Annotated in this window: 27 protein-coding genes; 12 read left to right on the top strand and 15 right to left on the bottom strand. The window is 71.3% G+C overall.

Translation table 11 applies throughout. The features are described from left to right. Positions 1-194 precede the first annotated feature (194 nt). Positions 195-1880: a ribonuclease J gene (locus PKF00_RS13770; protein ID WP_271217872.1), complete on the bottom strand. Its 1686-nt coding sequence runs from the start codon at positions 1878-1880 to the stop codon at positions 195-197. A gap of 151 nt (positions 1881-2031) precedes the next feature. Continuing rightward, the gene (dapA, locus tag PKF00_RS13765; protein ID WP_271217871.1) at positions 2032-2958 is read right to left on the bottom strand and encodes a 4-hydroxy-tetrahydrodipicolinate synthase; all 927 of its coding nucleotides are present in this window, start codon (positions 2956-2958) and stop codon (positions 2032-2034) included. Positions 2959-3389: 431 nt separating this feature from the next. Here dapA and PKF00_RS13760 point away from each other — a divergent pair, with 431 nt between their 5' ends. Continuing rightward, positions 3390-4115, top strand: coding sequence for a GntR family transcriptional regulator (locus PKF00_RS13760; protein WP_271217870.1), 726 nt, complete (start codon positions 3390-3392; stop codon positions 4113-4115). Between the two features lie 78 nt (positions 4116-4193). Here PKF00_RS13760 and PKF00_RS13755 read toward each other — a convergent pair whose 3' ends face one another. After that, entirely contained in the window at positions 4194-4634 is a 441-nt protein-coding gene (locus PKF00_RS13755) for a DUF6941 family protein (RefSeq protein ID WP_271217869.1), read from the bottom strand. Beyond that, positions 4634-5041 carry a helix-turn-helix domain-containing protein gene (locus PKF00_RS13750; RefSeq protein ID WP_271217868.1) on the bottom strand — a complete coding sequence of 136 codons (408 nt, stop codon included), beginning with the start codon at positions 5039-5041 and terminating at the stop codon, positions 4634-4636. The genes PKF00_RS13755 and PKF00_RS13750 overlap by 1 nt, the downstream gene beginning before the upstream one ends. Before the next feature lie 654 nt (positions 5042-5695). Here PKF00_RS13750 and PKF00_RS13745 point away from each other — a divergent pair. After that, a complete protein-coding gene (locus PKF00_RS13745) occupies positions 5696-6061 on the top strand; it encodes a hypothetical protein (RefSeq protein WP_271217867.1) in 366 nt (121 codons plus the stop codon). Here PKF00_RS13745 and PKF00_RS13740 read toward each other — a convergent pair. The 3 genes from PKF00_RS13740 to PKF00_RS13730 all read right to left on the bottom strand — a co-directional run bounded on the left by PKF00_RS13740 (position 6058) and on the right by PKF00_RS13730 (position 7991). Further along, a complete protein-coding gene (locus PKF00_RS13740) occupies positions 6058-6360 on the bottom strand; it encodes a putative quinol monooxygenase (protein WP_271217866.1) in 303 nt (100 codons plus the stop codon). The two genes, PKF00_RS13745 and PKF00_RS13740, sit on opposite strands and share 4 nt — an antisense overlap. Positions 6361-6478: 118 nt before the next feature. Next, on the bottom strand, positions 6479-6949 hold the full coding sequence (locus tag PKF00_RS13735; protein WP_271217865.1) for a peroxiredoxin: 471 nt from the start codon (positions 6947-6949) through the stop codon (positions 6479-6481). 154 nt (positions 6950-7103) lie between these two features. Further along, positions 7104-7991 (bottom strand): DMT family transporter, encoded by an 888-nt coding sequence (locus tag PKF00_RS13730; protein ID WP_271217864.1) that lies wholly within the window; start codon positions 7989-7991, stop codon positions 7104-7106. 82 nt (positions 7992-8073) lie between these two features. On the opposite strand from PKF00_RS13730, the gene PKF00_RS13725 reads away from it, so the two are divergent. Beyond that, positions 8074-9471, top strand: coding sequence for an aminotransferase-like domain-containing protein (locus PKF00_RS13725; protein WP_271217863.1), 1398 nt, complete (start codon positions 8074-8076; stop codon positions 9469-9471). Between the two features lie 107 nt (positions 9472-9578). On the opposite strand, the gene PKF00_RS13720 is transcribed toward PKF00_RS13725, so the two are convergent. Further along, on the bottom strand, positions 9579-9884 hold the full coding sequence (locus PKF00_RS13720) for a hypothetical protein (protein ID WP_271217862.1): 306 nt from the start codon (positions 9882-9884) through the stop codon (positions 9579-9581). A gap of 167 nt (positions 9885-10051) precedes the next feature. Here PKF00_RS13720 and PKF00_RS13715 point away from each other — a divergent pair, with 167 nt between their 5' ends. The 6 genes from PKF00_RS13715 (at position 10052) to PKF00_RS13690 (ending at position 16717) form a co-directional block, all read left to right on the top strand. Continuing rightward, the gene (locus tag PKF00_RS13715; RefSeq protein WP_271217861.1) at positions 10052-10588 is read left to right on the top strand and encodes a CGNR zinc finger domain-containing protein; all 537 of its coding nucleotides are present in this window, start codon (positions 10052-10054) and stop codon (positions 10586-10588) included. 128 nt (positions 10589-10716) lie between these two features. Continuing rightward, positions 10717-11328, top strand: coding sequence for a GNAT family N-acetyltransferase (locus tag PKF00_RS13710; RefSeq protein WP_271217860.1), 612 nt, complete (start codon positions 10717-10719; stop codon positions 11326-11328). An 89-nt stretch (positions 11329-11417) separates the two neighbouring features. Continuing rightward, complete coding sequence (locus tag PKF00_RS13705) at positions 11418-12296, top strand: 1,4-dihydroxy-2-naphthoate polyprenyltransferase (RefSeq protein ID WP_271217859.1); 879 nt, start codon at positions 11418-11420, stop codon at positions 12294-12296. Between the two features lie 275 nt (positions 12297-12571). Then, positions 12572-13933, top strand: a complete 1362-nt coding sequence (locus tag PKF00_RS13700; RefSeq protein ID WP_271217858.1) for a purine-cytosine permease family protein — start codon at positions 12572-12574, stop codon at positions 13931-13933. Between the two features lie 31 nt (positions 13934-13964). After that, a complete protein-coding gene (locus tag PKF00_RS13695) occupies positions 13965-15719 on the top strand; it encodes an adenine deaminase C-terminal domain-containing protein (RefSeq protein WP_271217857.1) in 1755 nt (584 codons plus the stop codon). Further along, positions 15716-16717, top strand: coding sequence for an adenosine deaminase (locus PKF00_RS13690; RefSeq protein ID WP_271217856.1), 1002 nt, complete (start codon positions 15716-15718; stop codon positions 16715-16717). Before PKF00_RS13695 ends, PKF00_RS13690 begins: the two co-directional genes overlap by 4 nt. 136 nt (positions 16718-16853) lie before the next feature. On the opposite strand, the gene PKF00_RS13685 is transcribed toward PKF00_RS13690, so the two are convergent. Further along, positions 16854-17450, bottom strand: a complete 597-nt coding sequence (locus PKF00_RS13685; protein WP_271217855.1) for a TIGR03086 family metal-binding protein — start codon at positions 17448-17450, stop codon at positions 16854-16856. 78 nt (positions 17451-17528) lie between these two features. Here PKF00_RS13685 and PKF00_RS13680 point away from each other — a divergent pair, with 78 nt between their 5' ends. Further along, positions 17529-17969 (top strand): MarR family winged helix-turn-helix transcriptional regulator, encoded by a 441-nt coding sequence (locus PKF00_RS13680; RefSeq protein ID WP_271217854.1) that lies wholly within the window; start codon positions 17529-17531, stop codon positions 17967-17969. A gap of 232 nt (positions 17970-18201) precedes the next feature. On the opposite strand, the gene PKF00_RS13675 is transcribed toward PKF00_RS13680, so the two are convergent. From PKF00_RS13675 to PKF00_RS13660, 4 genes are all read right to left on the bottom strand, one after another. Then, positions 18202-19746 (bottom strand): PucR family transcriptional regulator, encoded by a 1545-nt coding sequence (locus PKF00_RS13675; RefSeq protein ID WP_271217853.1) that lies wholly within the window; start codon positions 19744-19746, stop codon positions 18202-18204. A gap of 20 nt (positions 19747-19766) precedes the next feature. Further along, complete coding sequence (gene tenA / locus PKF00_RS13670; RefSeq protein ID WP_271217852.1) at positions 19767-20432, bottom strand: thiaminase II; 666 nt, start codon at positions 20430-20432, stop codon at positions 19767-19769. A gap of 145 nt (positions 20433-20577) precedes the next feature. Beyond that, entirely contained in the window at positions 20578-20787 is a 210-nt protein-coding gene (locus PKF00_RS13665; RefSeq protein ID WP_271217851.1) for a hypothetical protein, read from the bottom strand. Positions 20788-20816: 29 nt separating this feature from the next. Next, entirely contained in the window at positions 20817-21539 is a 723-nt protein-coding gene (locus PKF00_RS13660) for a L,D-transpeptidase (RefSeq protein WP_271217850.1), read from the bottom strand. A 90-nt stretch (positions 21540-21629) separates the two neighbouring features. On the opposite strand from PKF00_RS13660, the gene PKF00_RS13655 reads away from it, so the two are divergent. Together PKF00_RS13655 and PKF00_RS13650 are read left to right on the top strand one after the other, a co-directional pair. After that, the gene (locus PKF00_RS13655) at positions 21630-22316 is read left to right on the top strand and encodes a response regulator transcription factor (RefSeq protein WP_271217849.1); all 687 of its coding nucleotides are present in this window, start codon (positions 21630-21632) and stop codon (positions 22314-22316) included. Further along, positions 22313-24094 (top strand): sensor histidine kinase, encoded by a 1782-nt coding sequence (locus PKF00_RS13650; RefSeq protein WP_271217848.1) that lies wholly within the window; start codon positions 22313-22315, stop codon positions 24092-24094. The genes PKF00_RS13655 and PKF00_RS13650 overlap by 4 nt, the downstream gene beginning before the upstream one ends. 122 nt (positions 24095-24216) lie before the next feature. On the opposite strand, the gene PKF00_RS13645 is transcribed toward PKF00_RS13650, so the two are convergent. Next, positions 24217-24726: a GNAT family N-acetyltransferase gene (locus PKF00_RS13645; RefSeq protein ID WP_271217847.1), complete on the bottom strand. Its 510-nt coding sequence runs from the start codon at positions 24724-24726 to the stop codon at positions 24217-24219. A 72-nt stretch (positions 24727-24798) separates the two neighbouring features. Beyond that, positions 24799-25536, bottom strand: a complete 738-nt coding sequence (gene dapB, locus PKF00_RS13640; RefSeq protein ID WP_271217846.1) for a 4-hydroxy-tetrahydrodipicolinate reductase — start codon at positions 25534-25536, stop codon at positions 24799-24801. Between the last annotated feature and the right edge of the window lie 228 nt (positions 25537-25764).

The following is a 25764-nucleotide window of genomic DNA, read 5'->3' as shown; positions in this document are numbered from 1 at the left end:
CGCCGGGAGCCAAATCAGCCAGAAGGGATAAACCCCCCAGAAGTCCGCTTTTCCCGTATTCGACTCCTCGACGTCCACGCGCGGCGCGGTGAACGCCGTCGGCGCCGGCTCGTCCCCGCCCCTGCCGGGGAAGCCGGGCGGGCGAGCGGGGACGGACCGTACGGCGGCCGCCGGGCCGCCGTACGGTGGGCGGGTCAGACCTCGATCACCACGGGGATGATCATCGGGCGGCGACGGTAGGTGTCGCTCACCCAGCGCCCGACGGTCCTGCGGACCACCCTGCGGATCTGCTGCATGTCCACCACGCCGTCGGCCGCGTGGTCCTCGATCGCCTTCTCGATCTGCGGGAGGACCTCGAGAAGCCGGTCGGGGTCGATGCCCGATCCGCGGGCGTGGATCTCGGGGCCGCCGGTCAGCTTGCCGGTGCCGGTGTCGACCACCACGACGACGGAGATGAAGCCCTCCTCGCCCAGGATCCGCCGGTCCTTCAGGGCGAAGTCCGTGACGTCGCCGACCGAGGTGCCGTCCACGTAGACGTAGCCCGCGGGGACCGCTCCCACGATCCTCGCGCGGCCGTCGAGCAGGTCGACCACGACGCCGTCCTCGGCGATCACGATGTGGTCGTCGGGCACGCCGGTCAGTGCGGCGAGCTTGGCGTGGGCCCGCAGGTGCCGCCACTCCCCGTGCACCGGCATGAAGTTGGAGGGACGGGTCAGGTTGAGCACGTAGAGCAGCTCACCCGCCGCGGCGTGCCCCGAGACGTGCACCTTGGCGTTGCCCTTGTGCACCACGCGGGCGCCCCACCGGCTCAGCCCGTTGATCACCTTGTTGACGGCGGTCTCGTTGCCCGGCACCAGCGAGGAGGCCAGCAGGACGGTGTCGCCCTCGGCCACCCTGATCGGGTGGTCGCGGTTGGCCATGCGCGACAGGGCCGCCATCGGCTCCCCCTGGGACCCGGTGCAGATCAGCACCACGTCCTCCGGCGGCCAGCCCTCGATCTCCTTGGAGTCGACGATGACGCCCGGCGAGACCCTCAGGTAGCCGAGGTCCCTGGCGACGCCCATGTTGCGGATCATGGAGCGGCCGACCAGCGCGACCTTCCTGCCGTGCTTCTCCGCCGAGTCGATGACCTGCTGGACGCGGTGGATGTGGGAGGCGAAGCTCGCCACGATCACGCGCTTCTCCGCGGTGCGGACCACCTCGTCGATGACCGGGGCGATCTCCCGCTCGCTGGTGACGAAGCCCGGCACCTCGGCGTTCGTCGAGTCCGACATCAGCAGGTCGACGCCCTCCGCGCCGAGCCTGGCGAACCCGCCCAGGTCGGTCAGCCGCCCGTCACTGGGCAGCTGGTCCATCCGGAAGTCGCCGGTGTGCAGCACGATGCCGGCGGGCGTCCTGATCGCCACCGCCAGCGCGTCCGGGATCGAGTGGTTGACGGCGAGGAACTCGGTCTCGAACGGCCCGAACGTGCGTCGCTCCCCTTCGACGACCTCGATCTTGACCGGCTGGATGCGGTGCTCGGTGAGCTTCGCCTCGATCAGCGCCAGCGTCAGCTTCGAGCCCACGATCGGGATGTCGCGGCGCTCCCGCAGGAGGTACGGCACGGCGCCGATGTGGTCCTCGTGCGCGTGCGTCAGCACCACCGCCTCGACGTCGTCGAGACGGTCCCGGATGTACTCGAAGTCGGGCAGGATCAGGTCGACGCCTGGCTGGTCGGGCTCGGGGAAGAGCACCCCGCAGTCGACGATCAGCAGGCGGCCTTCGTACTCGAACACCGCCATGTTGCGGCCGATCTCACCGAGACCGCCCAGTGCGACGATGCGCAGCGCGCCCTCGGGAAGCTCGGGCGGCGGCCCGAGTTCGGGATGGGGGTGACTCATCCGGCCACGCCTCTCTGGTAGGTGACGATGGCCCCCCGGAACGGCAGGACTGCTCCCTCGCCGAGCACTCCGATCGTCAGCGGACCGCTGTGTCCTCTGTCACTCAAGCTTCCTCCCCACTGCGGCCGTCACCGGCCGCCACGTTCCTTGCTCATGACACAACTCCGTCGGGCAGCTTCACGCCACCCGCGATCAAGTCTTCTCTCAGCCGCGCGACCTGCTCCGCCGTGGCCTCCGCCAGCGGCGCCCGCACCGGTCCCGCGGACCGCCCCACCAGGGTCAGCGCCGCCTTCGTCATGATCGCACCGCCCGCCCGCGTCATGATCCCCGACACCACGGGGAGCAGCCTGCGGTGGACGGCGAGCGCCCCGGAGACGTCGCCGGAGCGGTACAGCCGCATCATCTCGGCGATCTCGGCGCCCACGACGTGCCCGACGACGCTGACGCACCCCACGGCCCCGACCGAGACCCACGGCAGGTTGAGCGTGTCGTCGCCCGAGTAGAAGGCCAGGTCGGTCGTCGCCATCACCTGCGACCCCGCGAACAGGTCGGCCTTGGCGTCCTTCACCGCGACGATCCGCTCGTGGGCGGCCAGCCGCAGGAGGGTGGCGGTCTCGATGGGCACGCCGCTGCGGCCCGGGATGTCGTACAGCATGACCGGCAGGCCCGTGGCGTCGGCGACGGCGGTGAAGTGCCGGTAGAGCCCCTCCTGCGGGGGCTTGCTGTAGTAGGGCGTCACCACCAGGAGACCGTGGGCCCCGGCGCGCTCGGCGGCCCTGGCCAGCTCGACGCTGTGGCGGGTGTCGTTGGTGCCCGCTCCCGCGACGACCGTGGCGCGCTCGCCCACCTCCTCGACGACGGCGCGCAGGACGCGCTCCTTCTCGTCGTCCGAGGTGGTCGGGGACTCACCCGTCGTGCCGCTCACGATGAGACCGTCGTTGCGCTGCTCGTCCACCAGATAGGTGGCCAGCCGCCGCACCCCGTCGTAGTCGACCGCGCCGTCGCCGGTGAACGGCGTGACCATGGCGGTCAGCATGCGGCCGAAGGGGGCGTCAGAGGTTCCAGTTGGCGCTGCCATAGACCGAACGGTACCCGGATCCGCACAAACGGTAGACCCCGCCACCCCGCCTAGCCTCCGTACCCCGATGGACACAAGGGCGAACATCCCCCCGTGCTGCCCGTCGCACACCGTACACGGAGATATGTGTGCGCCGTCCTGGTTGTACGGGACGTCCCGTCTCGCGGCGAACCGGGGCGCGAACGGGATGGGCCGCGCGGGGCTCCGGCGAAAAGCAAAGAGGCCGCCGATATGTGCTCGGGGGTACACACATCGACGGCCTCTGTAGGTGAATCGCGGACGCTTACACGGGCGTTACACGGTCTCTGAGAGATTTTCAGGCTCCCTTGGAAACGCCGCAAAGTTGGAGCTCCAAATTGCCGCCATTACCGTGAGTCGTCCGTCGAATACGTCAGGATGGGGCGACGCCTGTCGAACCCAGGGATGGACACGTGGCAAGCTCCGATCCGGTCTACCTGCGCGTCGTCGCCGATATCCGCCGCCAGATCGTCGACGGCTCCCTTCCCCCCGGCGCGCCGATCCCCTCCCGCGCCCAACTGACCCGCAAGTACGGCGTGGGCGAGACGGCCGCCCGCCACGCGCTGCGAGTGCTCGCCGCCGAGGGCCTGATCGTCGGCCGCGTCGGCTCCGGCCACTACGTCAGGGCCAGGCCCGTGCTGCTGCCGCTGCACCGCTGGCGCTTCCCCGACCACCACGCCCCCTTCGGCGCGGACATCCAGTCGCAGGGCGCCCGCGCCACCTGGGAGTGGCGGGCCGAGCAGGCCGAGGCGCCCCCCGAGATCGCCCAGCGCCTGCGCCTGGACGACTCCGCGCCCGTGACCCGTACCCGCTACGTCTTCCGCGGCGACGGCAAGCCGGTCCAGCTCGCCACCTCCTACGAGCCCGCCGAGTTCGGCGAGCCCGCCCCCGAGGACACCTCCCGGGGCCTGATCTCCCGCCTGTCCGCCCTGGGCGTCAAGGTCACCGAGATCGTGGAGCAGGTCTACACCCGTGTGCCCCAGCCCGCGGAGAGCGACGTCCTGGCCCTGCCCGCGGGCGTCCACGTCCTGCACGTCGAGCGCACGCACTGGTCAGGCGAACGCCCGGTCGAGACCAGCGACATCGTCATCCCCGGCGACCGCTTCCGTCTGGTCTACAACCATCCCCTGCCCTCCTGACGCCTCCCACGACGCCTCGCGCGACCACGGCGACCGGGGCCCCTGCTCGGAGCGGCGGACGAGGGCCGGTCCGGGGGTCTACCGATCCCCGAGGCCGGCGCGGACGCCGAACGTCACCGACGTGAGGTCCTCGCCGTCCACCTCGAGCGTCCAGGTGTACCTCCCCGGGGCGAGTGGGAGCGGGGGCACCCCGACGACGAAGCTCGAGTGGACCTCGGGGGGCACGACGGCCTCTCCTGCCGCCCTTCCTCCGACGTCGACGGCGAGCCTGCCGCCGAACCTCAACGGCCGGCCCTCCTCCGCGGCGGGCGTCGTGACGGGTCTGCCGCCCTCGTCGACCAGGCGGAGCGTGAAGGCGTACTCCGTCCTCGCCTCGATCCACGGCACGCGCAGGAAGCCCGCGACCGCCATGGAAGGGACCTGCGGCCCGGTCAGCGACCACCCCGCGCCCAGCATGCTGACCTTTCCCGTCGCCTGGTCGACGGTGGCCGAGTCACAGAGCACCAGGAACCCCCGCATCAGGCGACCACCGGCACGAGGTCCAGGATGACGGCTCCGCCCGTCACGGCGGCGGTCACGCCGTCCTCGTCGTCGAAGCGGACTCGCGCCACGCCGCAGGCCCGCGTCTCCGCCCGCTCGTCACCCGAGATGTGGACGACATGGGTGACGTCGGCGCCGATGGCGAGGGCGTACCGCCGGATCGTGGACAGGTGGGGATCGCCGCCGAGGCGCTCGAAGTCCGAGACGGCAGGCTGGCTGCGGTTCATGCGCTCGGCGACCTGCGCCTGGGTGAGCCCCCTCGCCCTGCGCAACCGGACCAGTGCCTCGATGAGCCGCATGTCGCGCTCGACGGCCCTGAGCTCGCGCCGTGTCCCGGGAGCGTCCGGATCGATGCCGAGCAACTCGGCGATGTGCGGGTCGATCACGAACGGCCCCCTCGTATCGGCTTCATCCTGTATTCGGATCGTTCCGACGCGACCGACCGGACAGCCGTTGCCGAGCGGACCTCACGACGTGCTTCTCCGGCCCGTTCCCTCCTTCCGGGCCCCGCCCCTTTTTCCGGGGAACCCGTCCTGGAGGAGACCAGGCCCTGCTTCCGTCGTGACTCCCGTTCGTCGAACCCCCGTCGCCGGTCATGGCGTCTGCACCGGTATGACGGGGCTGCGCCCCCGCGGGTTCCGCCCCGGGGCGGGAACGGCACGGCATGCCCGAAGAGCGCCGGCGAGCACGATCACCGCAAGGGTCCCGTGGAGCCACCGGGCGGCCGCCGAGCCCCGCCTCCCCGGTTTCGGCGCGACCGGCCGAGGCGCTCGACACCCCTTCTCCGACGTCGCGGACCGAAAAGACATCGAATTCCACAGACCGAAACAACACCACCGTCCGGCGCAAATCCACTGCCATTAGGTGTGACATATCAACGGTCGAGCGAAAATCCGTTCCGAGTCGGCGAGACTCTGTTTTCGGCGGCCGATCCGAAGCCGCCCAGCGCCCTTTCTTGACACCTCGCGTCCTTCCCGAAGATGCTGGCAGAGACGCATATAACCGACGACTATGGTTCGGCGATGAATAATAATTTTGCAGTGGAATGTCCCAATTGGTGCGACCGCAGCCACGCCCACGACGAGCTCGTGACGGTTCACGGCGCGACCGTCTGGAAAGGACTGCAAATTACGATCACGGCCAGCCAGATCGAACGGCGTCATTCCCCCGACGGGCCGGACGGGCCGTTGATCTGTCTGACGATGGCGCATTCGAACGCCAGGCCCGCCGTGGAACTGTCACCCGGCGCGGCCCGGACTCTGGCCACGATCATCGAGAAGTCCGACGGGCGAGGCGGCACCGAGTATCTCGTCGCCGAGTTGCGGCACGCGGCGGACCTGGTCGCCCCGCACCGGGGTGGCGGGGAGACGTCGCCCGCCTCCCCGACCCGGCGACCCGGCCCCTAACCGGGCAGCTTGGCGGCCAGGACGTTCAGCCTGTTGACCGCCGGGGGCTTGGCGAACAGACGGGGGGTCTGCTCCTCGAGCGCCTCGGCGATCCGGCCGGACAGATGCGCGTCGCGGCTCGCCTCGTCGGGGAAGGCGTCGAACACGGCGAAGGTCGTCGGTCCCAGACGGATCGCGAACCACGCCGTGGTCCCCGCCTCCGCCTCCGCCTCCGGGAGCGCCTCCTTGAGGAAGACCTCCACCTCGTCCTCCTTGCCCGGCTTGGCCTCGAGCAGCACGAACAGTCCCAGGGCGACCATGTATCCTCCCGCCGGCTCAGCGAAGGTTTCGCTGTCTCTCCACCCAGCGTCTCCGCCTCATGACCACGGCTACACCGTGTGCTCGCCCGGGGCCTCTAAAAAGATGCGCGGCCGACGCTCACCGCCGCGCCCGCAGGACCTCCAGGGCCTGGTCGGCGTGGGCCTGCATGCCGGTCTCGCTGTGGATCACTTCGAGGACGCGACGGTCGACGTCGATGACGAAGGTCATCCTGCGGGTGAGGAACGGCCCGACCGCGAAGTTGCGGCGCGCGCCGAGCTTGCGGGCCACCACGCCGTCCGGGTCGGAAAGCAGGGGAAAGCCCAGGTCGTAGGTGTCGGCGAACCGCTTCTGCCTGGCGACGGCGTCGCGGCTGATCCCGACCGGGCTCGCGCCGACCGCGGCGAACTCCTCCGCCAGGTCCCGGAAGTGGCAGCTCTCCGCCGTGCACCCGGAGGTCATGGCGGCGGGATAGAAGAACAGCACCACCGGCCCCTTGGCCAGCAGGTCGCCGAGCCGCCGTGCCGTACCGGTCTCGTCGAGAAGCTCGAAGTCCTCGACCTCGTCCCCGACTCTGAGGCCTCCACCCACGACTGTCCTCCCTGTGTCCTCGAAAGGGCCCCCGCCTCCCGCTCGTGACGGGCGGAGGGCGAAGGACGGCGTTCCGATCCCATTGTCGACCTCGTCGTCCCCCCTGTGAGCCGTTGTCCGTTGAGGTACGGCGCCGACAGGACGAACGCGGCTCTCAGGAGCGCGCCCGCTGGCTCACGGCGACGCACACGAGCACGGCCAGCGCCGCGGCGGCCGTCGCCGGGTCGAACGGCTCGCCGAGCAGGAGCCAGGCCCACAGCAGGGTGAGCAGCGGCTGGGCGAGCTGGGTCTGCCCCGCGCGGGCGATGCCGCCCATGGCCAGGCCCGCGTACCAGGGGATGAAGCCGAGGAACATCGAGATCAGGCCCACGTAGGCGAACCCGGCCAGTGACGCGGCGTCCGGCCGCACCTCGGTGGTCAGCGCCAGCACGACCGTCACGGGGACGGCGAGCGGAGCGGCGACGACGAGAGCGTAGGAGATCACCCGCCAGCCGGGGGTCTCGCGGGCCAGACGCCCTCCCTCCGTGTATCCGACGGCGGCCGACAGCAGCGCCGCGACGAGCAGCAGGTCCGCCCCGGTGGCGTGGCCGCCGCCGCGGCCGACGGTGAAGGCCGTGATCGACAGGGCTCCCATGGCGCAGGCGACCCAGAACAGCGGCCTGGGCCGTTCCCCTCCGCGCAGGACGGCGCAGACGGCGGTCGCCGCGGGCAGCAGCCCGACGACGACGGCGGCGTGGGAGGCGTCGGCCCCGCCGTCGAGGGCCAGGCCGCTGAAGACCGGGAAGCCGAACACCACTCCGGCGGCGATGACGAGATATGACCGGAGGTGGGATCGGGGCGGCAGCAGCGGCGCCCTCGCCACCAGCAGGAACACCGTCGCGGCCGCGGCCGCGACCACGGCGCGCCCGATCGCCACGAGGTAGGGGTCGAACCCCTCCATCGCGAAGACCGTCGCCGGGAACGACCCCGAGAACGACAGCACTCCGAGGCCGGCGAGCAGGGTCCCCCGCCACGCCGTCCCCTCGGAAGGGGCGGGAGTCACGGGAGTCACGGCCGACGTGCCCCGCGAGAGGACGGGGCGGACCGCTACTTCGTTTGTGACGATAGCGCTATTCTTGTCTCTCATGAACGACGATAGCAGTATCGTCCGTCTGGCGGCCATGATCAGAGACGAGATGGACGGGCTGCTCCCGGGAGACCGGTTGCCCTCGAGCCGCGAGCTGATGCGGCGGCACGGCGTGAGCCCGGTGACGGTGTCCCGGGCCCTGGGCAGGCTCGCCGCCGAGGGGCGGGTGGTCATCCGGCCGGGGAGCGGCACCTACGTGGCCCCCGCGGTCGCCAGGGCGGACGCCGCCGCCGACCTCTCCTGGCAGACCGTCGCGCTCGGCGACCGGGTCGTGGACGACTCCGACGTGATCGGCCTGCTCACCCCTCCGTCCGAGGGCGTCATCCCGCTCACCGGCGGCTATCTCAATCCGCTCCTGCGTCCCTCGAAGGCCCTGTCCGGCGCCGCCTCCCGCGCCCTGCGACGCCCCGGCGTCTGGGAGATGCCGCCGCTGACGGGCCTTCCCGAGCTGCGCGGATGGTTCGCCCAGGAGGTCGGGGGGGACGTGACCGCCTCGGACGCGCTCGTGGTCAGCGGCGGGCAGGCCGCTCTCACCCACGCCCTGCGCGCCCTCGCGGCCCCGGGCACGCCCGTGCTGGTCGAGACCCCGACCTACCCCGGCGCGCTCGCCGCGGCCCGCGCCGCCGGACTGCGGGCGACGGCCGTGCCCATGGACCGGGACGGGGTGCGGCCCGAGCTCCTCGCCGAGGCGTTCGCCGTCACGGGCGCGCGGGTCTTCCTCTGCCAGCCGACCCTGCACAATCCCACCGGCGCGACCCTTCCCCTCGAACGGCGCACGCAGGTGCTCGCGATCGCGCGGGCGGCGGGGGCGTTCGTCATCGAGGACGACTACGCGAGATACTTCACGACGGCGCCGGTCCCGCCGCCGCTGACCGCACTGGACGCCCACGGCACCGTCGTGCACATCAACTCGCTCACCAAGGTCCTGTCTCCCAGCATGCGCGTCGCGGGCGTCGTCGCCAGGGGCCCCGCCGCGCGACGGCTGCGGGCGAGCCAGATCGTGGAGTCGTTCTTCGTGGCGAGGCCGCTGCAGGAGACGGCGCTCGAGTTCGTCGGCTCCCCCGCGTGGAGACGCCACCTCGGCGCGCTGGGCGCCGAGCTGACCGCCCGCAGGAACGCCCTCGCCGCCGCGCTGGCCTCCCGGGCGCCCGCCGCCGAGATCCACCTCGTCCCCTCCGGCGGCCTGCACCTGTGGCTACGGCTCCCGCCCGAGCTCGAGGAGGACGCCGTGGTCGAGGCGGCCAGGCGGGCGGGCGTCCTGGTGAGCCCGGGACACATCTACTATCCGGCCGAGCCCCCCGGCCCCCGGATCAGGGTGACCCACTCGGCGGCCGTCCACCAGGCGGAGCTGGCCGAGGGCGTCAGGCGGCTGGCGGCGGCGTTCCAGGGCGTCTGAGCGACGTCACCGGCCGTCCGGGGACGTCCGGGCGACGCCGAGCGGCCGCCGTCCGCCGGGCGATTCCTGCCTCCTCCACCGGAGGAGGCCTCGCCGCGAGAGCTCGCTCAGGCGGCGGCGAACACCTCGTAGTGGGTCACCGTGAGCTCCCGTTCGACCAGGAAGCGGTCATCCTCGTCGTAGAAGACGGCCCGTGACGGGTCCTCGCCCGCGAAGGCGGTGACCGCCTCCCACGACTCCCACAGCGAGGTCAGCAGGAACTCGCTCAGGCCGTTCTCGTCCCTCCTGGTGAAGCACACGCCCCGGTTGCCCTCCGTCGAGGTGTAGCCCACGTAGCCGGTGCCCAGCAGGTACTTCTCATAGGCGGCGGCGTCCTCGGTCCGCGTCCAGCCGCGCCACACCCGCATGATCATGATTTTTCCTCCGATGCGGCTCGTCCCCACGACTCTCCCTGAATGCGAGGAAGGCCTGGTATCACACGACGACCCCCAATACGACACCACTTAAAACCGTATGCCGGTGTCTGGAGAAACACAACCCCCTATTGACGTACAGTGGTTTCGAAGAGGTGAGCGACCACATGACCAACCCTTCCGACCTGGTGTGCGACTTCGTGAACACCTACGACGTCGAAACCGACACCGACTCGATCCCGTCACCCGCCGCGCTGACCGCCTGGCTCGGCAGGCGCGACCTGATCGGCCCCGCCGACGCGGCGGGCGACGACGACGTGGGCCTGGCCGTCGAGCTGCGCGAGTCCCTGCGGGCGGCGCTGCGCCACAACCACGACCGCGACCAGGAGGCCGGGCCGCCCAGGTCGTTCGCCGAGCTCCCGCTGAGGGTCTCCCTGACGGCCGCCGGACCGGTCCTCGAGCCGGTCGCGACCGGGGTCCCCGGCGGGCTGGCCCGGATCGCGGCCGCCGTGATGAGCGTGCACGCCGACGGCATGTGGCCGAGGCTGAAGGTCTGCACGGAGAGCACCTGCCAGTGGGCGTTCGTCGACTCGTCGAAGAACCGCTCACGGTCGTGGTGCTCCATGAAGGTCTGCGGAAACCGCACCAAGACCAGGGCATATCGGGCCCGACGTCAGACCGAGACGGACTCACGTCGTCTCTGAGTCGGATTCCCCGATACGGTGTAGGGGCCTGCCTCACGGATCCACCCGCCTGACGCCCGCTCGCGTGGCACGAGACCCGCGAGGCGGCGATCCCTGAGGCGACGACGGTAGAGAAGGAGCGGGCTGAGATGGCAGACGTAGGCGTGCGGGCGGCTCGGCACGATGATGTCGCCGCGGTGACGAGCACCCAGATCCGCGCCTGGAAGTACGGCTACCGGGATTTCCTTCCCGAGGGGCCGCTGGAGCAGATGACCGGCCCCGCGGCCGAGGACCTCTGGCGACGGCAGTGGGACGAGGCGATCGTCTCCCCGCCCAGCTCCCGCCACCGGGTGCTGGTCGCGGTCGAGCAGGTCGTCCTGGACACCGACGCGTTCCCCGCCCTGGGGCCCGGCGGCATCGAGGCCGCCGCGGCGATGCGGGGCGCCGAGCGGGTCGCGGGCCTGGCCTCGCACGCCCCCGCCGAGGACCCCGACCTCGACCCGTCCACGACGGGCGAGATGCTCACCTTCCTCGTGGACCCCGACCACGTCCGGCGCGGCCACGGCAGCCGCCTGCTCAACGCCACGGTCGACCACCTCAGGGAGGACGGCTACCGCACCATCGTGACCTGGGTGTTCGCCGACAACCACGCGGTTCTCGGCTTCCTGGAGTCGGCGGGCTGGGGCGAGGACGGAGCCGAGCGGGTGCTGAACATCGGCCGTCCCGTACGGATGGTCCGCCTGGCCACCGACATCAGTTAGGCCCGAGCCCAGCCGGCCCGGCATCGGTCAGAGCCGGGCGTCGGCTGGACCCGGCGCCGGTAAGACCCCGAGAGGAAACCCGCAACGCCATGGCCACCCCGAGCCAGTGGATCGCCGGAGCCCGTCCGCGCACCCTTCCCGCCGCAGTCGTCCCGGTCGCCGTCGGCACCGGTGTCGCGATCGGCCACGGCGGCGCGGTGTGGTGGCGGGCCCTGCTCGCCCTGTTCGTCGCGCTCGCGCTGCAGGTGGGCGTGAACTACGCCAACGACTACAGCGACGGCGTGCGCGGCACGGACGACGAGCGGGTCGGCCCGATGCGCCTGGTCGGCTCGAAGGCCGCCTCGCCTCGCGAGGTGCTGTCCGCGGCTCTCGGCTGTTTCCTCGCCGCCGCCGTCGCCGGGCTGGTCCTGGTCGTGGTCACGGGGGCGTGGTGGCTGCTGCTGGTCGGCGCGCTGTCGATCGCGGCGGCCTGGTTCTACACCGGCGGCTCAAGACCGTACGGCTACCGCGCGCTCGGCGAGATCTCGGTGTTCGTGTTCTTCGGCCTGGTCGCGGTCACGGGCACCTCGTTCGTGCAGCTCGAATGGCTGCCGTGGGCGGCGCTCGTCGCCTCGGTCCCCGTCGGCCTGCTGGCCTGCGCGATGCTGGTGGTCAACAACCTGCGCGACATCGTGACGGACGGCCCCGCGGGCAAGCGCACCATGGCCGTGGTGCTCGGCGACCGCAGGACCCGCACGCTCTACACCCTCTGCCTGGTGCTGCCCCTGGCCGTCGCGGTGGCCATGACGCCGTGGCAGCCGTTCACGGCGCTCGCCGCGCTCTCCGCCCCGCTCGCGATCACCCCGGTCAAGGCCGTCAGGAGGGGCGTCACCGGCCCCGCGCTGATCGCGACGCTCCAGCAGACAGGTCGCTTCCAGCTCGTCTACGGCCTGCTGTTCACGATCGGCCTGGCCCTGAACGCCCTCTAGCCCCACCTCGGAGCACGTTCACGGGGTCGCGCCGGACAGGGCGACGACCGGCGCACCCCGTGCCGGCGCCCTGACGAGACCGGACGCGGCGGAGCGCGGGGCGCCGTCCCGGCTCCGTGAGCTCCCGGAAGCGTGACGCCGTGCGGGCTCACGCGACGATCACCTTGGAGACCGTCACATACCGGGACTCCCCGGCTCGTGTTCTCCGACAACAGGTCCACTCCTTCCTGTTTGGTTCACTGAACGTGAATGTCCAAGGCAGAGGTGGAGGCGTCGTGGCGGTCGAGCAACGCGGGATCGAGCTGGTCTCGCCGTCGGAGAGGTACGGCAGACCGCGTGATCTGCTCTTCCTCTGGACCGGCACAACGCTGGGCGTCTTCACCCTGGTCTACGGCACCGTCGTCGTCTCCCTCGGGCTGAGCTTCCCGCAGGCCGTCCTGGCCATCGTGATCGGCAACCTGCTGTCCTTCCCGCTGGTCGGCCTGACCAGCCTGCAGGGACCGGCGGTCGGCACCTCCACGATGGCGATCTCCCGCGCCGCGTTCGGGCCGAAGGGCGCGCGGGTGCTCAGCTTCTTCGGCTGGGTCAACATGGTCGGCTTCGAGGCGGGCGGCATGGTGCTGATCACCTTCGCCTCGCTGGCCCTGCTCGACCAGGCCGGGATCACCGACCAGAGCGCGGGCCTGAAGATCGGCGTGATCGTCGTCGCGGCGCTGATCCAGCTCGTCCTGCCGCTCATCGGGCACGCCGCCGTGATGAGGGCGCAGAAGTACTTCACCTGGGTGTTCGTCGCGATGTTCGCCGTCATGGCCGCGCTCATCGGTCCGAAGGTGCAGCTCGCCTCGAGCGGCGGCGCCGACTTCGCCACGTTCACCGTCGCGGTGGCGCTGGTCATGTCGTGCGGCGGCCTCTCGTGGGCCCCGCTGGGCAGCGACTACTCGCGCTACCTGCCCGCGGCCTCCAGCAGGAAGGCCGTCTTCGGCTACGCGGCGCTCGGCGGGCTGGTGCCGTACATCCTGCTGATGACCCTCGGCGCGGCCGTCGCCACCGTGGTCAAGGACGCCGGCGACCCGATCTCCGGGCTGCCCGGCGCGCTGCCCTCCTGGTTCGTCGTCCCCTACCTGGTGCTGGCGATCGTCACGCTGTTCGCGGTGAACACCACCGACCTCTACTCCTCGGGCCTGAACCTCCAGGCGTCGGGGATCAGGATGAACCGGTCGGCCGCGGTGGTGCTCGACCTGGTGATCTGTGTCGCGATCACCTGCGTCGCGGTGTTCTCCGACTCCTTCAACACGATGCTCAACACCTTCCTCGGCCTGCTGATCCTCTGGCTGGCGCCGTGGGCGGGCATCTACCTGACCGACTGGCGCAGGCGCGGGGGCTCCTACGACGCGGAAGGACTGTTCGCCGACGGCGGCCCCTACCACGGCAGCGGCGGCATCCGCTGGAACGGCATCGTCGCGCAGGTCGCGGGCATGGTCGCGGCGGCGCTCTGGATCAACTCGACGGCCTTCACCGGGCCGATCTCCCAGGCGACCGGCGGCTCCGACTTCAGCATCTTCGCGGGCTTCGTCGTGGCCGGCCTGGTGTACGCCGCGCTCGACCGCCGTCCCGTCCCCGTCCCCGTCCCCGCCTGACAGGCCCCGACCGGAAAGGCCGGCAGAGAAAATGGTCGACCGCACCCTGCTCGACGTCGCATACGGACGGCGTCCCGCCGACACGATCATCACCAACGGAACCCTGGTCAACGTCCTGACCGGCGAGACCTACCCGGCCGAGATCGGGATCAGCGGCGCCCGGATCGCCGTCGTCGGCCCCGACCTCCCCCGAGGCCCCGAGACGAAGATCATCGATGCCCGGGGCGGCCACCTCGTCCCCGGCCTGATCGACGGCCACCTGCACATCGAGTGCAGCAAGCTCTCCGTGACGAGCTTCGCCGACCTGGTCGTCCCGTACGGCACCACCAGCGTCGTCTCGGGACTGGACCAGATCCTCGTGGTCGACGGCCTGCCCGGCGTGCGGGGCTTCCTGGACGAGGCGGCGGCCACCGGCATGCGCGTCTGGTGGGGCGCGCCCGCCAAGGCCCCCTACACGGTCCCCGAGTCCACCGTCGGGCACGCCTTCGGCCCCGCCGAGCACCGCCAGGCCCACGAGTGGCCCGAGTGCGTCGGCATCTGGGAGACCGTGCAGGAGTTCGTCGAACACGGCGACGAGGCCGTCATGGAGGCGCTCGACCTGGCCGAGCGGCGTCGGCTGCCCGTCTTCGGCTGCGCCCCGCTGTCGGACCCGCGCCGGATCAGCGGCCTCGCCGCGGCCGGGATCCGCCTGGACCACGAGTCGTACTCGGCCGAGGAGGCGTTGGAGAAGCTCCGCCGGGGCATCTACGCCATTGTGCGTGAGTCCAGCGTCGCCCACTTCCTCGAGGAGAACATCAAGATCGTCTCCCAGGTGGGCGCGCGCCGGGTGGCCTTCTGCACCGACGACGTGCACGCCGCCGACGTGCTCGCCGGAGGGCATATGGACAAACTGGTCCGGATGGCGATCAAGGCGGGCGTCGACCCGGTGACCGCCATCCAGATGGCCACGGTCAACTGCGCGGAGATGTACCGGATCGACCACCTGGTCGGCAGCATCGCCCCCGGGCGGTTCGCCGACGTGCTGATCGTGGACGACCTGGCGGACTTCCGGGTGCGCGAGGTCGTGGCGGGCGGCACGCTGGTCGCCAGGGACAACGCCATGATCACGCCTTCCACGCCGCCCTCCCGGGGCACGGTGCGCCCCTTCCCCGTCGCCGAGCTGACCGCGGACGACATCGTGCTGCGCGCCCCGGAGGGCGCCGCCACGGTCACCGCGCTGGCCATGAGGATGAGCCCGGAGCAGGTCTTCGTCCGCAAGCGGCACGACGTCACCCTCCCCGTCACCGACGGGATCGTGGAACCCTCGGTGGAACAGGACGCGCTCTACATCACCGTCGTCGAGCGGTACGGCAAGACCGCCAACAGGCCGGTCGCCCTGGTCAACGGCTTCGGCATCACCAGGGGCGCGATCGCGACCAGCGCCGCCCCCGACGACAACAACGTCATCTGCGTCGGCGCGTCCCGCTCCGACATGGCGATCGCCGTCAACGAGGTCGTCAGGGCGGGCGGCGGCCAGGTCGTCGTCGTGGACGGCGAGGTCCTGCAACTGCTGCCGCTGCCTGTCGGCGGCATCGTCTCCGACCTGCCCGCGCGGGAGATGGCGGAGGCCGAGAGCAGGCTGGACGACCTGGCCCGCGAGCTGGGCTGCGCGCTGCCCGCGCCGCTGATGTACCTCTTCTTCCTGTCGATCACCGCGATTCCCGACTACGCCATCACCGACCTCGGTCTCGTCGACTGCGTCAAGCTCGAGGTCGTCGACCCGATTCTCTCCTGGAGCCGAGCATGACGGACTTCATCGCGGGGCTGCCCAAGTGCGAGCTCCACCTGCACATCGAGGGCACCCTGGAACCGGAGCTCAAGTTCGAGCTCGCCGAACGCAACGGCATCGAGCTGCCCTACGCCTCCGTCGAGGAGATCAGGGCCGCCTACTCGTTCGACGACCTGCCCTCGTTCCTGAAGATCTACTACGAGGGCATGGACGTGCTCCGCACCGAGCCCGACTTCTACGACCTGGCCATGGCCTACCTGCGCAAGGCCGCCTCGCAGAACGTCCGCTACGCGGAGATCTTCTTCGACCCGCAGGCCCACACCTCGCGCGGCGTGCCGTTCGACATCGTGATCCGCGGCCTGCGCCGCGCGCTGATCGACGCCGAGAACCGGCTCGGGATCAAGGCGCAGCTCATCATGTGCTTCCTGCGCGACTTCCAGGCGGAGTACGCCATGGCGACGCTGCTTTCGTCCCTGCCCTACCGTGAGTGGATCGTGGGCGTCGGCCTCGACTCCGACGAGAAGGGCAACCCGCCGGTCAAGTTCAAGGCCGTCTACGAGCGGGCCCGGCAGGAGGGCTACCTGCTGACGATGCACTGCGACGTCGACCAGGAGAACTCGACCGAGCACATCCGTCAGGCCATCGAGGAGATCGGCGTCGACCGCATCGACCACGGCGTCAACTCCCTGGAGGACCCGGCGCTCGTCGAGGCGATCCGCGCCAGGGGGCTCGGCCTGACCGTGTGCCCGATCTCCAACGGCTACGTGACCGACTCGATGAAGGCCGACGCCATCCGCCGCATGCTCGACCTCGGCCTGCGCGTCACCGTCAACTCCGACGATCCGGCCTACTTCGCCGGCTACGTCCAGGAGAACCTGGTCGCCCTCGCCGACGCGCTCTCGCTCTCCCGCGAGGACCTCGTGCAGCTGGAGCGCAACGCCTTCGAGATCACCTGGCTTCCCCGCCACGTGAAGGACGCCTACCTGGCCGAACTGGACGCCTACGCCGCCCGCTGAGCCCGCCGCCCGCTGAGCCCGCCGCCCTCGAAAGCCTCGAAAGCCCCCGGACCTCCCGGGGGCTTTCGCGTGCTTTCTGGCCGCGGGGACCCCGTGTGCCCCGGGGAGGCGGCGGGCGGGCGGCCCTGGACGCGTCTCAGGCGACGGCGCGGCCGAGCAGGGCGAGGATCCGGTCGAAGGAGGAGGCGTCCTGCGGAACGGCCACGCTCGGCCGGAAGGCGGCCCCCGGCCTGAGGCGGCGCTCGTCGTCGGGAACCGCCAGCGCGATCGGCCAGGCCGCCTCGACCAGCTCCGGGTCCGGCGCGAAGTCGACGTCGAGCGACCGGGCGACGTCCCAGGCGTGCACCAGATAGTCGATGAAGTGGAAGCCGACGGCATGCGTCCCGGGGAACGTCGGCTCCCGGCCGGACCCGGGCTGCGCGAACTCGGGCAGCGTGAACACGCGATCCGGCACGCCCTCCTCCGCGAACGCCTCCAGCACCTGTTCGGCGGCCTCGGTGTAGACCGAGACGGCGTCGTCTCCGACCGGCCGGACCCGCCAGGCCTCCGGATCGGCCCCGGTTCCCCGTGCCGCGGCCGCGAAGCCGCGGTGCTGGGCGATCATGTGAGCGAGCAGGTCGGCCAGCGTCCAGCCCTCGCACGGCGTCGGCCTGCCGAGGTCCTCGGCCGTCACCTTGGCGACCACGTCCACGCTGGCGCGCACCGCCCGCCGGTTCAGTTCCCTGATGTCCATGAGTGATCTCCCAATTGATAAGCTCATGCAGATTATCTATATGAGCTTATTATCGGTCAATCCATATAATGGGATGCCGTGACCGATCGTCCCGACCTGGCTGCGATGATCATCCCGCTGAGCCGGGCGCTGATCGACGCCGAGCTGCCCGTGCTGCGCGAGCACGGCCTGTCGATGTGGGCCTACGCGGTCCTGCTCGCCCTGGACGAACGGCCGTTGCGGACCCAGGCCGCGCTCGCGGAGTCCATCGGCGCGGACAAGACCCGCATCATCGGGTTCCTCGACGACCTGCAGCGCAGGGGCCTCATCGAGCGGACCCCCGACCCCACCGACCGGCGCGTCCGTCTCCTGTCGCTGACCGCCGAAGGCCGTCGCGTGCGCGACTCCGCGCAGGCGGGCATCCAGAGCAAGGAGGAACGCCTGCTGGCGCGCCTCCCCGACGAGGACCGGCGCGGCTTCCTGCGCGCCCTCCAGGCGCTCGCCGCCCTGCCCCCCGAAGAGATCGCCGACCCCCGGTGACGCCCCTGGGCGACGCCCGCGCCGACACGATCATGGGCGACGGTGCCCTGAGTCACCACCCCGGGGCATGTTGCGCGGATGGTGACCGAGCCGCACAACGGCCCTGGTGCTGTGACCGGGAACGTTCACCGGGTGCGCGCCGTTCGAAGGCGCCGGGCACGCCCGTGTCGGCACTCGCCGTACCGGCGCGCAGAGACACCATGAACCCGGTGAAGGCATGCGGTCACCGCGACTAGCGCATCCTGAGGGCCAGGAGGAAGTCGACGCGTTCGTCGAGGGCGTTGAGGGACCTGCCGGTCAGCTCCTCGATCCGCTTCAACCGGTAGCGCAACGTGTTGACGTGGACGTGCAGCCGGTCGGCGGTCGCCGCCCAGGAGCCCGACTCCTCGAGGAAGGTCTCCAGCGTCTCCAGCAGACCCGTCTGGTGGGCCGTGTCGTACTCCTCCAGCGGGCCCAGCAGCCGCGTCCTGAACGAACGCCGCAGCTCCCCCGGAATAGCGGCGATCAGTGAGCGGTGCGAGCTGACGTCGGCCCCGGTGATCGCGGAGACCCGGCCCTCGCCCAGCTCCGCCAGCGTGCGGGCGTGCCTGGCCTCCTCGATCAGGCTGCTCAGCGCGGCCGGCCCCCTGGTCACGCTGCTGACGCCGATCGTGATCCGGGCCTGGCCGAGACCCGCCTCCAGCGTGGCGGCCCCGGCCAGCAGATGAGCGGTCAGCTCGTCGGCGGTGTTGCCCGCCAGCGGGACCAGCGCGACGGCCTGCGCGCCGACGGCGGTCGCCACGCCGGGCGCCAGCGGCCGCAGCAGCTCGTCGAGCACGGCGACGCCCACCTCGTCGGCCCGTTCGGCCCCCTCGACCGCGAGCGCCACGGCCAGCAGGCCGTCCTCGGTCTCGATGTGCAGGGTGTGCAGCCGGGAGACCACACCGGGCAGGTTGGCGTCGCCGGAGGCGAGCAGGGCGAGCAGCTGGTCCAGCACCCGGCGCTCGATGCGCTGCGCCGCCTCCAGACGGGAGCGCTCCAGCGCCACCAGGGCGGCCAGTTCGACGATCAGGTCCTCGTGCTCGCCCCCCGCCCGCACCTGCTCGCCCGCGTAGGCCAGGAACCAGTTGGCGATCCGGTGGGGCGCCCCCCTGCTGACCGGGAACACCGACAGCACGGTGCCGTCGGGTTGCGGGGCCGTGCCGGGGAGGAAACGAGCGGACAGGAACGCGTGCGCCAGCCGCCCGCCGGCCCCCTCGGGCAGCGGCTGCGAGCCGACGACCACCCGCCCCGTGGCCGACATCACCCAGCAGGGCACGTCCAGCTCCCCCGCGACCGTGGTGACGACCTTGCTCAGGCTGCCGCCGTCCACGAGCGTGCTGGCCAGCCTTCTGCGGGGGCCGTACGGCCTGCTCGGGGCGGAGCCGAACTCCTCGATCAGGGCGCGCAGCACGTATTCGGTGAGCGAGCCGAAGGAGACCTCGACCCCCAGCGCGAGCATCGGCAGCCCGGCCTCCGCGCAGGCGTCGACGAGGTCGGCGGGCGGGACCTTGAGCGCGGTGCCCGAACAGAGCGCGGCCGCCTTGGCCTCGACCAGCGCGGCCACGAACCGCCTGGCGGAGCCGGGGCCTTCGTGCCAGGTCAGCTCGGTGAGGACGAGCTCGGCGGGCTTGAGGAAACGACCCGGCTCGATGAGGTCGGTGGTCGTGATGCCACGGACCCGGCGATCGAGCAGATCGTGACCGGTGAGGACCTTCAGTCCCAGGTGATCGACCTGGCACAGGTCCCGCAGGCGCATACCAGTAGGTTAGCCGCAGCTCAGATCGGCCATGACTCCCGCCGCCACGCCGCGTCCCAGAACAGCCACTCGTAGCGAGCGGTGGTCAGCGCGTGCTCGCACAGCCTTTCCCTGTCGGCCGGAGGAAGCGTCGCGGCGACGTCGTCGAGCAGGTCGAGCACCCCTGCGACGGTCTCCTGGTAGTGCTCGCCGCCGTAGGTCTCGATCCACCAGGCGTACAGCGGATCGGGCGACGACTGCTTCAGCAGCGCCTCGCCGACCCTGGCGTAGATCCAGTAGCAGGGCACGATGGCGCCCAGCGCCTCGGGGAAGGCGCCCAGGTGGCAGGCGCGCAGCAGGTAGGAGGCGTAGCCGACGGTGGTCGGGGTCGCGCCCTCGCGGCGCGCGTCGTCCTCGTCCATGCCGAAGGCGGCCAGCAGCTCGACGTGCAGGCTGTGCTCGACCTCGACCGTGCGCGCGGCGTCCCCGGCGAACCGCTGGAGCGCGGCCGGATCGGCGGCCTTCACCCCGCACGCCGCCAGCGCCCGGGCGTAGTCCGGCAGGAAGTGGGTCTCCTGCACCACGAAACGGCGGAAGACCTCCCGCGGGAGTGTCCCGTCGGTCAGCCCCGTGAGAAACGGGTGAGCCAGGATCTGGCCGTAGACACCGTCGACCACCTGCCACAACTCATCTCGGAACCGGCTCACGCCAGCGATGCTATCCGCCCCGTGGCCGGTGGGGAGCCGGCCGGGCCCCAGAACCGGCCGGCTCCCCACCGGGTGGCGCGTCTCACGGCGGGGCCGTGGGTGCCAAGGCGCGGCCGCGGGCCCGAGGCCTGCGGCCGCACCGCGATCAGCCGGTGTAGGCCGGCCTGACGACGACGGGCTCCTCCGGACCCGCCGTCGACTTGGCCGTGGGCCGGTCCTCGGCCGGCACCGGGGCGGGGCTGGCGGACGGCTTCACGGGCTTGGGCTCGGCCGCGGCCGTGCCCGCGAAGCCCGCGAGGCCCGCAGCCAGGACCAGCGCCGCGCCGATGCCGGTGAGCATGGACTTGATCTTCATAGGGTTCCCCTTCTCATTCATGTCGGGCCTCAGCCCCGTACGACGACCGGAGTGCCGATCGCCAGGTTCTTCGCCATCCAGGTGATGTCGTCGTTGCCGATCCGGACGCAGCCGTGACTGGCGCGCGTGCCGATGGCGGAGGGCTTGTTCGTCCCGTGGATCGCCAGCTGGCCTGGGCCGCCGGCGAAGCTCTTCAGCACCGGCGAGAAGCCGCTCAGCCCGAAGGCGTAGGCGCCGTAGGCCCCGCCCTGGTCGGCGGGCCTCACCAGCTCGGTGAAGAAGTAACGACCTGGAGGTGTCGGCGTGCCCGCCTCGCCCGTCGCGACCCTGCCCGTCCTGACGGCCCTGTCGCCGTCATAGACCGTGAACCTGAACGCCCCGCGATCGATCTCCACCCGATAGGAGGTCTCCGCGAGCGTCACGTCGGCGGCCTTGATCCAGCCCTTGCTGCCGTTCGGCCGGATCGGCAGCAGCACCTGGAGCCACTCGCCCTCGTCGCGTTCCACCAGGAAGACACGCGCCACGCCGTAGTCGTTGGGGCTCGTGATCGTCCTGCGCGATCCCCCTCCCCTGTTTCCGTAGACCGTGATCCGAGATCCCCTGACGGTCGCGATCTTCGAACTGGCGGCGGTCACCGACTCGGGCCGTACGGCGCCGTTCACGCTGCCGGCGCCGCTCGCGCTGCCCACGCAGCCGGTCAGCAGGAGGGCGAGTGCCGTCGCGGCAGCCGTACGAAGCAGGTTGGTTCTCACCTGCCGCAGCCTGACGGCAGAATGTTTGGAACCTGTTTGGTTGTCGTGCGGATCCCATGTGCACCCCTGACAAGGGCATAGCCTCAGCCCATGTGCGCGTACGTGCTGGTCGCCGAGGACGACCCCAAACAGGCCGAACTGCTCAGGCGGTACCTGGAGCGGGAGGGCCACGAGGTCGTCGTCGTGCACGACGGGCGTTCCGCGATCGACGAGGCGAGGCGGGCGAATCCCGCCCTCGTGGTGCTCGACGTGATGATGCCGAAGGTTGACGGGCTGGACGTCTGCCGGGTGCTGCGCGCCGAGTCCGACCTGCCGATCCTGATGGTGACCGCCAGGTCCACCGAGGACGATCTGCTGCTGGGGCTCGACCTCGGCGCTGACGACTACGTCGCCAAGCCGTACAGCCCGCGTGAGCTGATGGCCCGCGTGCGGACCCTGCTGCGCCGTAGCGGGAAGTCCCAGGACGCCGATCGGCGGGTGTTCCAGGCGGGCGATCTCCTTGTGGACCCGGTCAGGCACACCGTCACCGCGGCGGACACGCCGGTGGACTGCACGCTCGCGGAGTTCCGGATCATCGAGGCGCTGGCCGCCGAGCCGGAACGGGTGTTCACCAGGCAGCAGTTGCTGGAGCGCATCCACGGCTTCGACAGGTTCATCACCGAACGCACGGTCGACGTGCACGTGATGAACCTGCGCAGGAAGATCGAGCCTGATCCGCGCCGCCCGGTCCGGCTGCTGACCGTGTACGGCGTCGGCTACAAACTGACCCGCGCATGAGGTCGTTGTTCGTCAGGCTGCTCACGAGTTCGGCTGTCGTGGCGGTCTGCTCGATCACGGCGACCGCGTGGCTGGCCGCCAGCAGCACCTCCGGCGCCATCCAGCGCGAGCAGGGCCAGACGCTGGCCAGCGACGCCCGGATCAACGACAGTCTGCTCGGCTACGCCTCCCGCCACCCGAACTGGTCGGGCGTCGCCGCCACCCTGCGCGACCTCGCCGCCCAGAACGGCCGCCGCATCGCGCTGGCCACCGAGAACGGCGCCCTCATCGCGGACTCGGCGACCGCCGGGACCCCACTGCCCGCCAGGGTGTCGGCCGTCGTCGACCCGCTGGCCGTGGATGTGACCCTGGTGCCGGGGGCGGCCAAGGACCGTATCGATCCCCGCGCGACGGGTCCTTTCCTGCTGTCCGCCCGCGATCGCGTCCGGCTGAGGAAGGCCGCCGACGCCTACGCCGCCTGCCTGGGCCGCACCGGGCAGACCGTACAGGTGACCGTCTCGAACACCGGCAGGCCCCTCGTCACACCGCTCAGCCAGGGGGTCGCTCGGCAGACGAGCCCGACGCCGGCTCCGGCCCCCGCCGTTGTCGGCGTCTGCGACGCCACCCCCTTCAGCGCCCCGACGCGTACCGAGAAAGCCGCGTTGAGACACCTCAACCTCCTGGTCAGCAGGTGCCTCAAGGACAAGGGCACAGAAAAGGGCTCGGTCGGTCTCGACTTCACCTGGGTCTCCGGGGAGAAACAGCCGACGCCGCCGGTCGCCGCACCCGACCAGAGGATCTCCTCCTGCGTCGTCACCGCCCGCAGAGAACAACTCGACCCCTACGTCGCCCCCGCGGCATACCTGTACATCGGCTCCCCCACCGAGGCCACCGGCCAGCGCATCCCGCTGTCCTCGATCGCCGGCGCCGCCTTCCTCGTGCTCGTGCTGACCGTGGGCGTGAGCGTCATGGCGGCCAGGCGCCTGGTCGGGCCCGTCAACGCGCTCACCCACGCCGCGCGGCGGATGCGCGACGGGGACAGCTCCGCCCGCGTCACGGTCAGGACCACCGGCGAGATCAGCGAGCTCGCCACGGCCTTCAACGAGATGTCGGAACACCTCCACCGCATGGAGGAGCAACGCAAGGCCATGGTCAGCGACGTCTCCCACGAGCTGCGCACACCGCTGAGCAACCTCAGGGGCTGGCTGGAGGCCGCCCAGGACGGCGTCGCCGAACTGGACCCCGCGCTGATCGCCTCACTGGTCGAGGAGATCCTGCTCCTGCAGCACATCGTCGACGACCTTCAGGAGCTCGCCCTCGCCGACGCGGGCAAGCTCCGTCTGCACCTCGAACCCGTCCACCTCGGCGACCTTCTCGACCAGGTGACGACCGCCCACCGAGGCCGGGCCGAGGCCGCAGGGCTCACGCTGACCAGCGCGGTCGTCGGCGACCCCCTGCTGACCGCGGATCCGGTACGACTCCGCCAGGCCGTCGGCAACCTGGTGACCAACTCCCTGCGCTACACGCCACGCGGCGGGCACATCACGCTGGGCGCCCGCCAGGACGGCGACCAGGTCGTCGTCGAGGTGACCGACACGGGGATCGGGATCCGCGCCGAGCACCTTCCCCACGTCTTCGACCGGTTCTGGCGGGCGGAGAAGTCCCGCAGCCGCCGGACCGGCGGCAGCGGGCTCGGGCTCGCCATCGTGCGCAACCTGGCCGAGGCGCACGGTGGCACGGCCACGGTCGCCAGCGTGCCGGGGGTCCGCACGACGTTCACCCTGCGCCTTCCGTCGTAGCGGGCCGGTGCGGGTCAGGCCCGCCGAGCCACCGGCACCGGCACCGGCACCGGCACCGGCACCGGCACCGGCACCGGCCAGGCTCTCCCGAACCGGAACGACGCGCCCTCCGCGTCACAGGGTCAAAGGATCCTGCGCATCACGACCCTGGGGGCGAGCTCGATGCCCAGCTCCCGCTCGTGGACCACCAGCGCGGCCAGCTCGGGTCCCCACTCCTCCTCCCCGAGCACGGCGAAGCCGCGCCGGGCGTACCACGGCGCGTTCCAGGGCACGTCCCGGAAGGTCGTCAGTGTCACGGCCGCCGCCCCTGTGGAGGCCGCGTGGTCGCAGACCGCCTCCAGCAGAACGCTGCCGACGCCCCGCCGACCGCGGTCGGGACGGACCGCGAGCTGGTCGAGATGGACGTGGCCGTCCACCCAGCCGATCATGGCGAACCCAACCGGCGGATCCCCCGCGACCAGCACGCGCGACGGGTCGTCGGTCTCCTCGACCATCGTGGTCCCGGCCGGAAAGGTGATCCCCACCTGGGCGAACATCCCGTCGGCCGCGGTCTCGACCGCCACGAGTCCCGCGAGCTCCCCCGGCTCCGCCCAGCGGACCTCGTCCGAGGACGGAGAGTGGGTGTCTGTCATGGAAGCGGAGCATACAGCGGCCCGGGAACGGCCCGGCCCGGCGAATCCGGCGGGCGTCTCAGGCCCGCGGGCTCACAGGTCCAGCAGGTGCTCCAGGCCGACGGTCAGGCCCGGGATCTCCCCGATCCTGCGCACGCCCAGCAGCACGCCCGGCGTGAACGAGGCGCGGTTCATGGTGTCGTGGCGGATGGTGAGGATCTCCCCGTCGCCGCCCATGATCACCTCCTGGTGGGCGATCAGCCCGGCCAGCCGTACGGCGTGCACGTGGACGCCGTCCACGTCGGCTCCCCGCGCGCCCTCCAGCTCCGCGCTGGTCGCGTCGGGCATGGGCCCCGCCCCGGCCTTGCGCCGCGCGTCGGCGATCAGCTCCGCCGTACGGCGGGCGGTCCCCGAGGGCGCGTCCGCCTTGTTCGGGTGGTGCAGCTCGACGATCTCGGCGGAGTCGAAGTAGCGGGCGGCCTGCTGGGCGAAGTGCATCATCAGCACCGCCGCGATGCCGAAGTTGGGGGCGATCAGCACGTTGACGCCGGGGTTGGCGTCGAGCATGCCGCGCACCGCGGCCAGGCGCTCGGCGTCGAAGCCGGTCGTTCCGACCACGGCGTGGATGCCGTGGGAGACGCACCACTCGATATTGTTCATGACCACGCCGGGGTGGGTGAAGTCGACCACCACCTCGCAGCCCTCGAGCTCCTCGATCGGGTCGTCCCTGTCGACGGCCGCGACCAGCTCAAGATCCTCCGCCGCCTCGACGGCCTTGCACACTTCGATGCCCACGCGCCCTCTGGCGCCGAGAACTCCAACCCTGATCACCCGGCCAGCCTATCCTCACCTGGACCGGGGAACCCGACGCAACCCTCTGTCGCTGCGCCGTCGTAGGTCGCCTGCCGGCACCGCGGAACACGACGCGCGACGTGAGAGCGCGGATCAGCCGGTGGCGGCGGGAACACCGCGGGCGCGACCCGTGAGAACGCGGAGAGCCGGGGCCGTGCGGATGGTCCGCACGGCCCCGGCTCCCCGGCTGCGCCTGGCTACGGCGTT

This window comes from Streptosporangium carneum, assembly GCF_027922005.1.
Classification (GTDB): Bacteria; Actinomycetota; Actinomycetes; order Streptosporangiales; family Streptosporangiaceae; genus Streptosporangium; species Streptosporangium carneum.
Note: the sequence above shows the minus strand (reverse complement) of the source record. Positions and strands in the feature narration are given on the sequence as shown.